We start from the raw sequence: 15021 nt of genomic DNA on the forward strand, positions 1-15021 counted from the left end.
GTCGTCGGCCCAGTCATGGTGACGATACAGCGCGGTGGATGGACCGCCCGCATCGGTGTGTGGAGCAGGGTGACCGCTCGCCCGCGGGTCAGCGGGCGGAATCGGTCGCGATCTCCTCGTCGTCCTGCGCGGTGGGGGGTGCCAGCAGGAGGGTCGTGTCACGTCCTGGGTGCCGGCGCCCGACCACGATGAACGCTACCAGCGCTCCGAGGCCGACGATGATCGACGTCCAGACGTTGATCCGCAGGCCCAGGAACTCGTGCGCCGGGTCGATGCGGAGCATCTCGATCCAGAGCCGCCCGCTGGTGTAGATCACGACGTAGAGCAGGAAGACGCGGCCGTAGCCGAGCTGCAGCTTGCGGTCGAGCCAGATCAGCAGCGCGGCACCCGCGAGGTTCCACACCATCTCGTAGAGGAACGTCGGGTGGTACAGCGTGCCGGCGGGGTCCCCGACGGGCATGTGCGCCGCGTCGATGCGCAGCCCCCAGGGCAGCGTCGTCGGGCTGCCGAACAGCTCCTGGTTGAACCAGTTGCCGAGCCGGCCGATGGCCTGGGCCACGAGCAGGCCCGGGGCCAGGGCGTCCGCCCACGGTGGGAGCCGCACACCCTGGCGACGGCACCCGATCCAGGCACCGACCGCACCGAACGCGACCGCCCCCCAGATGCCGAGGCCGCCCTCCCAGATGTACAGCGCACGGATGGGCTCCCCGCCGACGCCGAAGTACGCGTCCGGCGAGGTGATGACGTGGTAGATCCGCCCGCCGACGATGCCGAACGGCACGGCCCAGAAGGCGATCTCCAGCGTGGTGTCCGGGTCCCCGCCGCGCTCGATCCAGCGGCGGCGGGTCAGCCACAGCGCGGCCACGATCCCGAGCAGGATCGCGAACGCGTAGGCGCGCAGCGGGAAGGGTCCGAGGTGCCAGACACCCGTCGACGGGCTGGGGATCGCCAGCGGCAGCAGCGCGCTCACCGGGCGCTCCGGGCGGCGGACCGCACGCCGTCGGCGAGGTCCGAGGTCACCTGCGCCAGCGCGGCACGACCGGCGGCGGCGTCGGGCGCGTCGAGCAGCGCACGCACCAGGGCCGAGCCGACGATGACGCCGTCCGCGTACCCGGCGACCTCGGCGGCCTGCTCGGGACGCGAGACGCCGAGGCCGACGCAGACGCGTGCGGCGCCGGCCGCCCGGGTGTCCGCGACGAGCTCCGCCGCGCGGTTGCCGACCGTCGCGCGCTCACCCGTGACGCCCATGGTGGACGCGGCGTACACGAAGCCGCGCGACGCGGCCGCCGTGGAGGCCAGACGCTCAGGCGTCGAGCTGGGTGCGACGAGGAACACGCGGTCCAGGCCGTGCGCGTCCGAAGCGGCGATCCAGTCGCCCGCCTCGTCGGGGATGAGGTCCGGCGTGATCAGCCCCGCCCCACCGGCCGCGGCGAGGTCCCGCGCGAACGCGTCGACCCCGTAGCGCAGCACCAGGTTCCAGTAGGTCATGACGAGGACGGGGGCGCCGCGCCCGGCCACCTGCTCGACCGCGCGGATCGTGTCGCCGACCCGGGTCCCACCCGCCAGCGCGGCGTCGACCGCGCGCTGGATGGTCGGTCCGTCCATCACCGGGTCGCTGTACGGCACACCGAGCTCGACCACGTCCGCGCCGGCGTCGATCATCGTGCGGACGGCCTCGACCGACCCGTCGACCGACGGGTAGCCCACCGGGAGGTAGCCGATGAGCGCCGAGCGACCGAGGCCGTCGAGGTGCTCCCCGACCTGGGACCGGACCGCCACGGTACTCACAGCTGCTCTCCTTGGTCCGCCAGCACCACGGGCTCGTCCTCGATCAGGTCGAACCACGCCGCGGCGGTGGCCACGTCCTTGTCCCCGCGTCCCGACAGGTTGACCAGCAGCACCGGCTCGTGACCGTCGTCACCGGTCCAGCCGACGAGCTCCGCACCGAGCTGGATGGCGCCGGCGAGGGCGTGCGCGGACTCGATGGCGGGGATGATCCCCTCGGTCCGGCAGAGCAGACGGAACGCCTCCATGGCCTCGGCGTCGGTCACGGGCCGGTAGTCCGCGCGCCCGATGTCGTGCAGCCAGGCGTGCTCCGGCCCGACGCTCGGGTAGTCCAGCCCGGCCGACACCGAGTGGCTCGGCAGCGTCTGCCCGTCCTCGTCCTGCAGGAGGTAGGACTTGGCGCCGTGCAGCACACCGGGCTGCCCACCCGAGAACCGCGCGGCGTGCCGACCCGAGGAGATCCCCGCGCCGCCCGCCTCGAAGCCGAAGAGCCGGACGCCCGGGTCGTCGAGGAACGCGTTGAAGATGCCCATCGCGTTCGACCCGCCGCCCACGCACGCGGCGACCGCGTCGGGCAGCCGCCCGATCTCCTCGAGGAGCTGCGCCCTGGCCTCCTCGCCGATGATCTTGTGGAAGTCGCGCACCATCTCGGGGAACGGGTGCGGCCCCGTGACGGTGCCGAGCAGGTAGTGCGTCGTCTCGACGTTGGCCACCCAGTCGCGCAGCGCCTCGTTGATCGCGTCCTTGAGCGTCCGCGTCCCGATGGTCACGGGGATCACCTCGGCGCCGAGCAGCCGCATGCGGGCGACGTTGAGCGCCTGCCGGCGGGTGTCCTCCTCGCCCATGTACACGACGCACTCGAGGTCGAGCAGCGCGGCCGCGGTCGCGGTCGCCACGCCGTGCTGGCCCGCGCCCGTCTCCGCGATCACGCGCGTCTTGCCCATGCGTTTGACCAGGAGTGCCTGCCCCAGCACGTTGTTGATCTTGTGCGAGCCCGTGTGGTTCAGGTCCTCGCGCTTGAGGAACACCCGCACGCCCGGCGCGACGTGCTCCGCGAACCGCCGCACCTCCGTGAGAGGACTGGGTCGGCCGGTGTAGGTGCGGTGCAGCCGCGCCAGCTCCCGCCCGAACGCCGGGTCCGTCAACGCCTTGTGGTACTCGGTGTCCAGCTCGTCGAGCGCCGCGATCAGCGCCTCGGGCACGAACCGGCCGCCGAACTCGCCGAAGTACGGCCCGGCGTGGGTGGACAGGGGTCCACCCGCCGTGGCCTCGAGCAGCTTCTCCGAGAGGGCCTCGACGGACGGCCGACCGGTCACTGGCGCACCGCCCGCAGGGACGGGTGGGCGCCCGCCGCCACGAGGTCGGCGACCGACTCGCGCGGGGCGTCGTCCGTGACCAGCGCCTCGCCGACGAGCACGGCGTCGGCACCTGCACGGGCGTAGTCCATGACGTCGTGCGGACCCCGCACGCCGGACTCGGCGATCTTGACGATGTGCGACGGGATGGCCGGTGCCACCCGCGCGAACGTGGTGCGGTCCACCTCGAGCGAGCGCAGGTCGCGGGCGTTGACGCCGATCACGCGGGCGCCCGCGTCGGCTGCGCGGGACACCTCCTCGGCGTCGTGCACCTCGACCAGGGCGGTCATGCCCAGGGAGTGCACGCGCTCGACCAGCGACTCGAGGACCGTCTGCTCCAGGGCCGCGACGATGAGCAGCACGAGGTCGGCGCCGTGGGCGCGGGCCTCCCACACCTGGTACGGCGTGACGACGAAGTCCTTGCGCAGCACGGGGATGTCCACCCGGGCGCGGACCGCGTCGAGGTCGGCCAGCGAGCCGTGGAACCGGCGCTCCTCGGTGAGCACCGAGATGACGGCGGCGCCACCCTTCTCGTACTCGGCCGCCAGCGCGGCGGGGTCCTTGATGGTGGCGAGGGCGCCCTTGCTCGGGCTCGAGCGCTTCACCTCGGCGATCACGCGGACCGCGTCCTCGGCGCGCAGCCGGCCGACGCACTCGATCGCGGACTCGCGGCGTCGAGCGCGTTCCTTCACCTCGGCGAGCGGGGTCGCCTGCTCGCGGACGGCAAGGTCCTGCCTGACTCCCGCGACGATGTCGTCCAGGACGGTCATCGAGAACTCACCTTCTCCCCCGGTCGGTTCCGGACCACGTGCGCGCCGACGGTCCAGGCGGCGGTCCAGTGAGCCATCGTAGAACGGTCCCGGAGTGACCCCGACCACAGGCCGGTGGCTGGGACGGCACGCCTCACGGCGCCAGCCACGGGGCCAGCGCGGGGACGTTGCGCAGCACCCCGAACCCGACGACGACCACGAGCAGCAACCAGGCCGCCCAGGTGGGTGCGATCGCGGCACGGCGACCGCGTGCCGCCCGGGCGACCCAGCGACCCCACAGCACGACGACCACCGGCACCGCGAGCACCCACAGCGGGTTCATCGACCAGGCCCCGGCCAGGTCGCCGGTCGCCAGGTCGTGCGTCGCCCGCAACCCACCGCACGCGGGGCACCACACGCCCAGCAGCAGGTACGACGGGCACCCGCCGTAGCTGCCCTCGACGTGCGGGTCCCGGACCGCGAGCAGGACCGTCGCGAGGACGACCACGCCGCCCGTGACGAGGGGTGCGGTCAACGACGCACGACGGCCCGCCCCGTCCGACGCGGGTGCGTCGGACGGGAGCGGGCCGGTCGGCAGCGCCTGCGGACCGTCGTCGACGGTCGTCACGTCAGTAGTTCGTGTTGTAGCCCTCGTTGAACGCGTCCCGGAAGTCGGCGTTCGAGAAGAGCACGGCGAACAGGATGATGCTGAGCACCGACAGCACGATCGCGATCCAGCCGAGGATCACGCCGGCCGTCGCCATGCCGCCGTTGTTCGCCTCGCCGCGCGCGACGGCCTTCTTGGAGTTGTTGCCGACGATCACCGCCGGGATGCCGGTGAACAGGCCACAGCCCAGGACGAACGACACGATGCCGAGCACCAGCGACCACACGGCCAGCCCGTTCTTCGGGTACGCGGCCCCGTAGCCCGGACCCGGCTGGCCGTAGCCACCACCGGGTGCCGCGCCGTACGGCGCGGCGGACGGGTACTGCGGCGTCCCGGTGGAACCGGGGTACTGCGGTGCACCACCGGCGCCGGGGTACGGCGGCGGGGCGGCGGGGTACTGCGGAGACCCACCCGGGTCCTGCGGCGCTCCGCTGGGATCCTTCGGGTCCCCGCTCCCGTACGGGTTCTGCGGCTCGTTGGGGGTCGACATCGGTCCTCCTCGGTCGCGTGCGCGCGCCCGGTCCGGGCGGCGGTCGAGCTGGTGCGGGTCAGTGCCCGCCGGTGCGCGCCTGACGGGCGCGCGTCTTCTCGCCGCCCTGGCCGTGCCCGGCGACCTGCAGCATCTTGCCGATGATCAGGCTGGCCACGACGAGGGCGGCACCCACCCAGGCCAGCCAGACGACCGCGAACAGGACACCGAGTCCGGCGATCGTGAACGAGATGACCACCGCGTAGGTGGTGAACCACGCGGCGACCGTCTTGCCGTGGTTCGTCGGGGCGGCCGTCGGCGGCAGGTGCATCGCCTCGGTCCGCGTGGCGTTCTGTGCGCGGTGCGCGAGTGTGTTGTCAGCCATCAGTGGGGTGCCCTTCGTGCTCGGTTCTGCGCTCACCCTATCCGACCCTCCGGATGCCGCCCGGCACGCGGCGCCGCACGTCAGGACGGGTCGTCGCCACGGCTGAGCGCGTCCCAGTCGGACCGCTCGTCGGGCTCGGCGGCGACCGACGACGCTCCGCCGGCGGGCGCCTGCTCGTGCCGGCGAGACGGCCCGGACCACGCCCGGGACGCGCGCACGAGCCACGCACCGGCCACGGCGTCGAGGACACCGGCACCGACCGCGACCCACGGCCAGACGCTCGTCACGACCGGCCCGGCGAGCGTGCCGACGCCGGTCTGCTCGGCGACCACGGGCGTGACGGCGGCGACGGGGTCGGCCGTCGCGCCGAGCGTCGTGGCCACGACGAGCACGCCGCACGCCACGACGACCACGGCCACCACCCAGCGGCCCGCCCGACCGACCAGTCCGACGGCCGCGACGGCCGCCAGGATCGCGACCGCGGCCGCCAGGACCGCCGGCGCCACCTCGGACCCGGCGACCCGCACCGTGACGGTGCCCTGGAGCGCGGTCGTGCCCGTCGTGGTGAACCACGTGGGCACCGCGGCCACCGCGGTCAGCCCTGCCAGGACGAGCAGCACGCCGGCCGCTCGGCCTCGACCCGGGCGGCGCCGTTCGGTGCTGTGCTGGGCCGTCACGCGCCCGCTCGGCGCAGCCGGGACGCGACCTGCACGGCCCGCACGGCGGCGGCCGCCTTGTTGCGCGACTCCTCGTACTCCAGCGCGGGCACGGAGTCCGCCACGATGCCACCGCCGGCCTGGACGCTCGCCCGGCCGTCCCGGATCAGCGCCGTGCGGATGGCGATGGCCATGTCCATGTCCCCGGCGAAGTCGAAGTACCCGACCGTGCCGCCGTAGATGCCGCGGCGGGCGGGCTCGATCTCGTCGATGAGCGCGATCGCACGCGGCTTCGGCGCCCCGGAGAGGGTCCCGGCGGGGAACGTCGCGGTGAGCGTCTGGAGGGCGGTGGCGCCCTCGCGGAGCCGCCCGACGACCGTCGAGCAGATGTGCATGATGTGGGAGTAGCGCTTGACCGCCATGAACTCGACGACCTCGACGCTGGCCGGCTCGCACACCTTGACCAGGTCGTTGCGGGACAGGTCGACCAGCATGATGTGCTCGGCCCGTTCCTTGGGGTCCGCCAGCACCTCGTCCTGGAGCCGGCGGTCCTCGTCCGGTGTTGCCCCGCGCGGACGCGACCCCGCGATGGGGAAGGTCACCACGCGCCCGGACGTCACCTTCACCAGCGTCTCCGGGCTGGAGCCCACGACGGCGAAGTCGTGACCGTCGGCGTCCTGCAGCTGCAGGTAGTACATGTACGGGCTCGGGTTGATGGTGCGCAGCACGCGGTAGACGTCGATGGGCTCCGCGGGGCAGTCGAGGTCCAGCCGCTGCGAGAGGACGACCTGGAACACGTCGCCGTCGCGGATCGCCTCCTGACCGGTGCGCACGGCGTCCTCGAAGGCCTGCCGGGTGGACCGGAACGCCAGCTCGGGCTCCGCGACGTCCGCCAGGACCGCCACCGAGGACTCGGCCGGCTGCAGCAGCGCCGCCTCCATCGCGTCGATCCGCGCGACCGCGTCGGCGTGCGCGTCGTCCACCCGCTCGTCCGTGTCGTCGAAGTTGATGGCGTTGGCGACGAGCCAGACCGACCCGTCGTGGTGGTCGACCACCGCGAGGTCGGTGGCCAGCAGGAGCGTCAGCTCGGGCACGCCCAGCTCGTCGGGCGCGTTCGCGGGGAGCGTCGGCTCCCAGTGCCGCACGATGTCCCAGCCCAGGGCGCCCACCAGACCGCCGGTCAGCGGGGGCAGCCCGGCGACCGCGGGCGTGCGCAGCGCGTCGAGGGTGCGCTCGAGGACGTCGAGGGCGTCACCCTCGGTCGGGACACCCACCGGGACGTCGCCGACCCACACGGCCGACCCGTCCCGGACCGTCAGCGTGGCACGGGAGCGGACCCCGACGAACGAGTACCGGTCCCAGCTGCCCGCCGCCTCGGCCGACTCCAGGATGAAGGTCCCCGGGCGCCCTGCGGCGAGCGAGCGGTACAGGCCGACGGGGGTCACGCCGTCCGCGAGGAGCCGGCGCACGACCGGGATCACCCGGCGGTCGCGCGCGAGGCCACGGAACGCGTCGAGCGACGGCCACGTGCCGCCCCAGGGGACCTCGGCGACAGGGACGTCGGCGTGGTTCTCCGTGGGCACCGTGGGCACCGTGGGCACCGTGGGCGCAGGGGCGGTCACGACGACTCTCCGTTCTCGGTGGGGCGGGTGCCGACGACCGCGGGCAGCGGACCGCCGGCGTCGAAGCAGGTGTGCGCACCCGTGTGGCAGGCGGCGCCCACCTGATCGACCTCGACCAGCAGGGCGTCGCCGTCGCAGTCGATGCTCACGGCCTTGACGTACTGGGCGTGGCCGGACGTGTCGCCCTTGCGCCAGTACTCCTGGCGCGAGCGGCTCCAGAACACCACGCGGCCGGTGGTCAGCGTGCGCCGCAGGGCCTCGTCGTCCATCCAGCCGAGCATGAGCACCTCGCGCGAGTCGTGCTGCTGCACGACCGCGGCCACCAGGCCGTGCGCGTCGCGTGTGAGGCGGTCGGCGACGGCGGGATCGAGCACGGGGGCCGGGGAGCTGGAGGACACGCCCCGATCCTGCCACGGCCCAGCCGGCCGTCCGGGCCCGTCCCAGTGCCCGGTCAGCGGGTCTGGGACACCCATGCGGCGTGCATCGCGGCGTAGTGGCCGTCGCGCGCGACGAGGTCGTCGTGGTGCCCGACCTCGACCACGCGGCCGGCCTCCACCACCACGACCGTGTCGGCCGCCTCCGCGGTGGAGAGCCGGTGGGCGATGGTCAGGGTGCTGCGGCCGCGCGTGAGCGAGTCGAGCGCGCGGGCGATCCTGACCTCGGTGGCGGGGTCGACCGCGGAGGTCGCCTCGTCGAGGAGCAGCAGGTCGGCCTCGGCCAGGTACGCGCGGGCGAGCGCGACGAGCTGCCGCTCCCCCGCCGACAGCGACTCGCCGCGCTGACCGACCGGCGTGTCGAGCCCGTCGGCCAGCTCGTCCACCCAGCCGTCCAGCCCGAGGGCCTCGATGGCGGCCCGGATGCGCACGTCGTCGTCCTGCGCCGCGGTGGTCCCGTCCTCGTGGCGCAGGCCGTAGGCCACGTTCTGCGCGAGGGTGCCGTCGAACAGGAACCCCTCCTGCGGCACCAGCACGACCCGGCGGCGCAGGTCCGCGACGGGGATGTCGCGCAGGTCCACCCCGTCCAGCAGCACGGCACCGCCGGTGGGGTCCATGAACCGCGCGACGAGCTTGGCGATCGTCGTCTTGCCCGACCCGGTCGCGCCGACGACCGCGACGGACGTGCCCGCGGGGATCGCGACGTCGACCTCCCGCAGGACCGGCGGACCGTCCGGGTACGCGAAGTGCACGCCCCGCAGCTCGACGTGCGCCGGGCCGCGCGGGCTGGGCACGCCGTCCGCGCCGGGGTCGACGACCTCGACGGGGGTCTCCAGGACCCCGAGCACGCGACGCCAGCCGGCGACGGCGTTCTGCAGCTCGTTGAGGATCTCCGTGGCCATCTGCACCGGACCGGTGAACAGCTGGACGAGGAAGAGGAACGCGAGCAGTCGGCCCACCGACATCTCCCCCGCGATGCCCAGGTACGTCCCCGCGACCACGACCAGCGCGAGGACGAGGTTCGCGACGAGCACGCCGCTGGAGAACACGAGCGCGACCAGGTTCTGCGCGCGCACCATCGCCGCCCGCGTCGCGGCGACCGCGGCGTCGATCCGGCGCTGCGTGCGCTCGGCCACGCCGTACGCACGGATGGTCTCCGCACCGACGACGGCCTCCGAGATGGCGCCGAGCATCCCGCCCACGCGCTCGCGCACGGCCGTGTACCGGGCGTTCACCCGCTTCTGCAGCGGCTGCAGCAGAAGGAACAGCGGGACGAAGCCCGCCCACACGATCAGCGTCAGCTGCCACGAGTAGACCGCCATGAGCACGGTCGCCACCGCGATCTGCAGCACCGAGACCAGGAGCATGATCCCGCCCCACTGCACGAACAGCGAGATCGTGTCGACGTCCGACGTCACGCGCGAGACCAGCGACCCGCGGCGCTCGGTGTTCTGCGTCAGCACCGACAGGTCGTGCACGTGCCGGAACGCCCGCGTGCGCAGCGCCAGCAGCCCGCTCTCGCTCGACCGGAACAGCCGGATGTTCACGTAGGCCGAGCAGACCGCGCCGATCAGCAGGCCCAGCGCGGCGAGACCCGCCAGCGCCGCGACGCGCGACACGTCCGGGCCACCGTCCGCGAGGATCCCCGTGTCGACCGTCTGCTGCACCGCGATCGGCACGAGCACCCGCCCGATCGAGGCCACCACGGCCAGCAGCACGGTGATCTGCCAGCCGACCAGCAGCTGCGGCGAGACCTGCAGGCCACGGCGCAGCGTCGCGAGCACCCCGAGGGTGCTGGCGGGCGCGAAGCGGTGGCGGCCCTGCGGCTGCTCGGTCATGCCGGGTCCTCCACGGCCTCGAGCGCGTCCTCGAGCAGCTCCACGTCCGCCGCCGCGGCCGCCCGGCGTGCCGTCTCCTGCTCGTAGGCGGTCGCCAGGGCGCGGTAGCCGGGGTCGCGGGCGAGGAGCTCGTCGTGCGTGCCGCGGTCGACCACGCGACCGCCGTCGACGTGCACGACCTCGTCGGCCAGCAGGACGGACGACATCCGGTAGGCGACGAGCAGCACGGTCGGGCTGCCGGCGCCACCGTCCGCGCGCAGACCGCGCAGGATCGCCTGCTCGATGCGCGGGTCGACCGCGGACGTCGCGTCGTCGAGCACCAGGACGGCCGGGCGCCGGACCAGCGCGCGGGCGAGCGCGAGGCGCTGACGCTGACCGCCCGACAGGTTGGCCCCCCGTTCGCCCAGGGGCGCGTCGAGGCCGCCCGGCAGCGCCCGCACGACGTCGTCGACCCGGGCCAGCCGCAGGGCGTCCCAGACCGCGTCGTCGTCCGGCGACCCCGGTGCACCGTCGTCGGCGAGCGTGACGTTCGAGCGCACCGTGTCCTCGAACACGAACGTGGACTGGGCCACCAGCGCGACGTGGCGCGCCAGGTCGGCGGGCCGCACGTCCCGCAGGTCGTGCCCGTCGACGTGCACGGACCCGCTCGTCGGGTCGTAGAGCCTGCTGACCAGGGCGACGAGCGTCGTCTTGCCCGCGCCCGTCGGACCGACGACCGCGATGGTCCGCCCGGCCGGGACGTCGAGGTCGACGTCGTGCAGCAGCTCGAGCTCTCCGCCGCCCGGCAGGGCGACGGCGCGACTGACGTGCCGCAGCTCCACGCGGGCGCCCCCGCCGGGCGACCACGGCGTGCTGCCCACGCTGAGCGCCCCGTGCGAGTCGATCACCCGGGCGATCCGGTCGTACCCGACGAGCGCGCGCGGCAGCTCCCCCAGCACCCAGCCGAACGCCCGCACCGGCACCGCCAGCAGGGTCAGCAGGTACGCGGCGGCCACGACGTCCCCGGTACCCACCCGGCCCTCGCTGATCTGCACCGTGCCGACCACGAGGACGAGGAGCGTGCCGAGGCTCGGCAGCAGGTCGATGACGGGGTCGAACATCGCGCGCACCACCCCGACGCGGACGTTCGCGTGGCGCAGCTGCGTGGCGCGCTCGGCGAACCTCGCCTCCTCGCGGGCCTCGGTGCCCAGCGAGGTGATCAGCACGGCGGCCTCGAAGCTCTCGTGCGCGATGTCGGCGACCTCGGCGCGCAGCTGCTGCGCCCGGATCGCCGCGGGCGACATCCGGCGCTGGAACACGACGTTGGCGATCACGGCCAGCGGCAGCACGACCAGGGCGGCGAGCGCCAGCCAGAGGTCGGTGCGCACCAGCTCGACCGTCGCGACGAGGAGCATCACGACGACGCCGATCGCGAACGGCAGGGGGTTGAAGATCGAGGTCGCCGCCTCGACGTCCGCGCTGGCGTTGGAGAGCAGCTGGCCCGTCGGGTGCTGGCGGTGCCACGACATCGGCAGCCGCAGGTACTGGCGGGTGACCGCGGTGCGGTGGTCCTCCTGGATCAGCGCGAACCCCTTGCCCGCGAAGATCCGGCGGGCGGCGACCGTCACGGCGAGGGACACCGCCACCAGCGCGATCGCGCCGCCCGCCAGCCAGATGCGGTCCCGCGCCTCGCTCGACCCGGCCAGCGCGGGGACGACCACCTGGTCCGTCACCGCACCGAGCACCCGGCTGACCCCGACCGTCAGGGCGCCGAAGAGCGCGGACGTGCCGATGGCCAGGACGTACGTGCGCGGATGTGCGCGCAGACCGCGGCCCAGCAGCTGGGCGGCGCGGCGCGGCACGGAGCCGGTGAGCGCCATCGACCGTGGCGGCTCGTCTCGCGTGGGCACGACAGGACCTTCCGTGGAGCTCGTGGGGTTCTCCTCATTCTCTCATGTGGGTGCGAGCGCTTACCCGCACCGCGCGCCCGCTGCGGCTCGAACCGCGGGCACGCGTGCCGCATGCGATCCTGCGGTCATGACCTGGCACGAGATCGAGCGCGCGCAGCTGGCGCAGGCCCTCCTGGACGTCACGCCCGACGCGCCCACCCTGTGCGAGGGCTGGCAGGCACGTCACCTCGCCGCGCACGTCGTGCTGCGGGAACGCTCGCCGGTGGTCGGTGCGGGCATCGCCGTGCCGGCCCTCTCCGCACGCGCCGAGGCCGCGATCGCGCGCCTCGCCGACCAGGCCGCGACCGAGGGCGCCTACCGGGACCTCGTGGCACGCGTGGCCGACACCCCTCCGGGCTGGCACCCCGCCTCCTGGGTCGGGGAGTCCGCGAACGTCGTCGAGTTCTTCGTGCACACCGAGGACGTCCGGCGCGGCGCCGGCTCCGTCCCCCCGCGCGAGCTCGAGCCCGGGCTCGTCGACGCGCTGTGGTCGCACCTGCCGCGCGCCGCCACGGGTCGGCTGCGGTCGGTGCCCGTCGGTGTCGTGCTCGTCCGCGACGACGGAGTACGACACCGTCTGCGCGCGCCCAAGCCGGACCACGGCACGGTCGTCGTCCGCGGCGACGCCCCGGAGATCGTCCTGTACCTCCTCGGCCGCGGCGCCGCGGCCGACGTCCGGGTCGAGGGCGACGCCGACGACCTCGCGGTGATCGAGGCGGCCCTGCCCTCGCGCTAGCCCGCCGCCTGCTGCTCGGGGTGCCCGGTGGCCAGGATGTCCACCACGAAGACGACGGTCTGGCCCGCCAGCTCCTCGCTCTCGGTGACGCCCAGGGCGTACGTCGGCGGCACGACGAGCATCACCTGGCTGCCGACCGGCTGGTCGACCAGCCCCTCGGCCCACGCCTGCACGTCCTGCAGCGAGAACGACACCGGCAGGCCGTGCGTCCACGTCGAGTCGAACGCCTCACCCGTGGTCCACGCGAAGCCCGTGTAGTGCACCGTGACGATGTCGCTGGCAGCCACCTGCTCGCCGCTGCCGCGGATCAGCGGCTGCGCGACGAGCGTGGTCGGGGGCTCGGTGCCGGTCGGCGTGATCGTGGGGGCGCCCGACGCGTCCAGCGTGACGGCGGGCAGGTCGGGCCGGGGCGCCTTGGCCTCGCCGTCCGCGCGGGTGGGCAGCACGTCGACCACCGTCACCGTCGGGTAGTCCGTCGCACCGGCGCCGCTGCCCGGGCTGACCTGCAGCATCCGCGCGCCGACCTGCTGACCACGCAGCGTCTCGTAGAGGTCCGTGCCGAGGTCCTCCTCGGTCAGGAGCATCGCGGTCGGGTTGGTGGAGTAGCTCTCCTTGACCAGGGTCGCGTCCGTCGCGTCCTCCAGCCAGAAGTCGATCAGCACGGGGGCGCCCTCGACCAGCTCGGCGCCCGTGCCCGGCCAGATCTGCTCGGTCCGGGTCCGGTCCACCTGCAGCGGGGTCAGGTAGGTGATCGTCGGCGCCTTGCCGGGCTCGCCGGTCACCGTCACGGTGGCCGGCTCGGAGGCAGGGGCGCTGCAGCCGACGAGGGTCAGCAGCGCGGCCACCAGGCCGGCGACCAGGGCACGGCCCTGCAGTCGTCGCACGTCGTTCCTTCCAGCTCCTGAGTCCTGACGGACCCCAGTCCTCTGTCCTGACGGACCCCAGGACCGCCACACTGTACGGCCCGGTGCTGTCAGCACCGTCCTACATGGACGCGATGAGGTACTACATGGACTCGATGAGGCGGTCCACGCGCTCGTCGACGCTGCGGAACGGGTCCTTGCACAGCACCGTGCGCTGCGCCTGGTCGTTGAGCTTGAGGTGCACCCAGTCGACCGTGTAGTCACGGCGGGCGTCCTGCGCGGCACGCACGAAGTCGCCGCGGAGCTTGGCGCGGGTGGTCTGCGGCGGCACCGCGGTCGCCTCGAAGATCTCCAGGTCCGTGGTCACCCGCTCCACCAGGCCCTTGGCGGCCATGAGGTTGTACAGGCCCTCGGTCCGGGAGATGTCGTGGTACGCCAGGTCGAGGCGCTGCACCCGGACGTCGGACATCTCCAGACCGTGCTTGGCGCGGTACCGCTCGATCAGCCGGTACTTGATCACCCAGTCCAGCTCACGGTCCACCAGCGACAGGTCACCGGTCCGCATGGCCCGCAGCCCGCGCTCCCACAGGTCGAGGATCTGCTTGTTCTCGGGGCTGGGCCCGCCCTCGGAGGCGAGGAAGTCGGTCACCCGGGTGAGGTACTCCTCCTGCAGGTCGATCGCCGTGACGGTCCGCCCGTTGGCCATCGTCACCGGGTGCATGCCCGTGAGGTCGTGGCTGATCTCCCGGATGGCCCGGATGGGGTTCTCCAGGGCCATCTCCCGCATCGGGACTCCGGCCTCGATCATCCGCAGCAGCAGGTCCGTCGTGCCGACCTTGAGCATCGTGGTCGACTCGGACATCGACGAGTCGCCGACGATGACGTGCAGCCGGCGGTAGTGCTCGGCGTCGGCGTGGGGCTCGTCGCGCGTGTTGATGATGGGCCGCGAGCGGGTCGTCGCGCTCGAGACCGCCTCCCAGATGTGGTCCGCGCGCTGGGACAGGCAGTAGACCGCACCCCGGGGCGTCGTCAGCACCTTGCCCGCGCCCGTGAGGATCTGCCGCGTGATGAGGAACGGCACCAGCACGTCCGACAGCCGCGAGAAGTCGCCCTGCCGGCGCACCAGGTAGTTCTCGTGGCAGCCGTAGGAGTTGCCCGCGGAGTCGGTGTTGTTCTTGAACAGGTGGATCGTGCCCGGCAGGCCCTCGTGCTCGAGCCGCTGCTGGGCGTCCGCGACGAGCCCTTCGAGGATGCGCTCGCCCGCGCGGTCGTGCGTGACCAGCTGCCGCACGTCGTCGCACTCGGCGGTCGCGTACTCGGGGTGGGACCCGACGTCGAGGTACAGCCTCGAGCCGTTGCGCAGGAACACGTTGGACGAGCGGCCCCACGCGACCACCTTGCGGAAGAGGTAGCGCGCGACCTCGTCGGCGGACAGCCCCCGACCGTCCTGGGCGGCGCACGTGACGCCGTACTCCGTCTCGAGACCGAAGATCCGTCTGTCCATCGCCGTACTCCCCTCCAGTCGACACCGCGC

General features: G+C 73.6%; 16 protein-coding genes. 1 reads left to right on the plus strand and 15 read right to left on the minus strand.

Going from position 1 to position 15021, the window contains the following annotated elements; translation table 11 throughout:
- Positions 1 to 88: 88 nt before the first annotated feature.
- From lgt to CXY01_RS08350, 12 genes are all read right to left on the minus strand, one after another.
- Entirely contained in the window at positions 89 to 970 is an 882-nt protein-coding gene (lgt, locus tag CXY01_RS08295) for a prolipoprotein diacylglyceryl transferase (protein WP_186813329.1), read from the minus strand.
- Positions 967 to 1788, minus strand: coding sequence for a tryptophan synthase subunit alpha (trpA, locus tag CXY01_RS08300; RefSeq protein WP_146926960.1), 822 nt, complete (start codon positions 1786 to 1788; stop codon positions 967 to 969). Before trpA ends, lgt begins: the two co-directional genes overlap by 4 nt.
- On the minus strand, positions 1785 to 3062 hold the full coding sequence (trpB, locus tag CXY01_RS08305) for a tryptophan synthase subunit beta (RefSeq protein ID WP_146927061.1): 1278 nt from the start codon (positions 3060 to 3062) through the stop codon (positions 1785 to 1787). Before trpB ends, trpA begins: the two co-directional genes overlap by 4 nt.
- 35 nt (positions 3063 to 3097) lie before the next feature.
- Positions 3098 to 3910, minus strand: coding sequence for an indole-3-glycerol phosphate synthase TrpC (trpC, locus tag CXY01_RS08310; protein ID WP_056028081.1), 813 nt, complete (start codon positions 3908 to 3910; stop codon positions 3098 to 3100).
- Between the two features lie 133 nt (positions 3911 to 4043).
- Positions 4044 to 4517, minus strand: coding sequence for a DUF2752 domain-containing protein (locus CXY01_RS08315; protein ID WP_246125156.1), 474 nt, complete (start codon positions 4515 to 4517; stop codon positions 4044 to 4046).
- A 1-nt stretch (position 4518) separates the two neighbouring features.
- Positions 4519 to 5046, minus strand: a complete 528-nt coding sequence (locus CXY01_RS08320) for a DUF4190 domain-containing protein (protein WP_146926962.1) — start codon at positions 5044 to 5046, stop codon at positions 4519 to 4521.
- A gap of 58 nt (positions 5047 to 5104) precedes the next feature.
- Positions 5105 to 5410: an HGxxPAAW family protein gene (locus CXY01_RS08325; RefSeq protein ID WP_146926963.1), complete on the minus strand. Its 306-nt coding sequence runs from the start codon at positions 5408 to 5410 to the stop codon at positions 5105 to 5107.
- 80 nt (positions 5411 to 5490) lie between these two features.
- Complete coding sequence (locus CXY01_RS08330) at positions 5491 to 6030, minus strand: Trp biosynthesis-associated membrane protein (protein WP_246125158.1); 540 nt, start codon at positions 6028 to 6030, stop codon at positions 5491 to 5493.
- Positions 6031 to 6083: 53 nt separating this feature from the next.
- Complete coding sequence (locus tag CXY01_RS08335) at positions 6084 to 7649, minus strand: anthranilate synthase component I (RefSeq protein ID WP_146927063.1); 1566 nt, start codon at positions 7647 to 7649, stop codon at positions 6084 to 6086.
- Positions 7650 to 7684: 35 nt separating this feature from the next.
- A complete protein-coding gene (hisI, locus tag CXY01_RS08340) occupies positions 7685 to 8086 on the minus strand; it encodes a phosphoribosyl-AMP cyclohydrolase (protein ID WP_246125160.1) in 402 nt (133 codons plus the stop codon).
- Positions 8087 to 8139: 53 nt separating this feature from the next.
- Positions 8140 to 9960, minus strand: coding sequence for an ABC transporter ATP-binding protein (locus tag CXY01_RS08345; RefSeq protein WP_146926966.1), 1821 nt, complete (start codon positions 9958 to 9960; stop codon positions 8140 to 8142).
- Positions 9957 to 11819, minus strand: coding sequence for an ABC transporter ATP-binding protein (locus tag CXY01_RS08350; RefSeq protein WP_146927064.1), 1863 nt, complete (start codon positions 11817 to 11819; stop codon positions 9957 to 9959). The genes CXY01_RS08345 and CXY01_RS08350 overlap by 4 nt, the downstream gene beginning before the upstream one ends.
- Before the next feature lie 157 nt (positions 11820 to 11976).
- Between CXY01_RS08350 and CXY01_RS08355 the strand changes: the two genes are divergently transcribed.
- Positions 11977 to 12624: a TIGR03085 family metal-binding protein gene (locus tag CXY01_RS08355; protein WP_146926967.1), complete on the plus strand. Its 648-nt coding sequence runs from the start codon at positions 11977 to 11979 to the stop codon at positions 12622 to 12624.
- Here the strand turns inward: CXY01_RS08355 and CXY01_RS08360 are convergent.
- The 3 genes from CXY01_RS08360 to pafA form a co-directional block, all read right to left on the minus strand.
- Positions 12621 to 13469, minus strand: a complete 849-nt coding sequence (locus CXY01_RS08360) for an FKBP-type peptidyl-prolyl cis-trans isomerase (RefSeq protein WP_503825986.1) — start codon at positions 13467 to 13469, stop codon at positions 12621 to 12623. The two genes, CXY01_RS08355 and CXY01_RS08360, sit on opposite strands and share 4 nt — an antisense overlap.
- On the minus strand, positions 13454 to 13546 hold the full coding sequence (locus CXY01_RS21425) for a hypothetical protein (protein ID WP_503825987.1): 93 nt from the start codon (positions 13544 to 13546) through the stop codon (positions 13454 to 13456). The genes CXY01_RS08360 and CXY01_RS21425 overlap by 16 nt, the downstream gene beginning before the upstream one ends.
- 83 nt (positions 13547 to 13629) lie before the next feature.
- Complete coding sequence (pafA, locus tag CXY01_RS08365) at positions 13630 to 14991, minus strand: Pup--protein ligase (protein ID WP_146926969.1); 1362 nt, start codon at positions 14989 to 14991, stop codon at positions 13630 to 13632.
- Positions 14992 to 15021: the final 30 nt, after the last annotated feature.

Source organism: Cellulomonas xylanilytica, from assembly GCF_007989805.1.
Taxonomy (GTDB): domain Bacteria; phylum Actinomycetota; class Actinomycetes; order Actinomycetales; family Cellulomonadaceae; genus Cellulomonas; species Cellulomonas xylanilytica.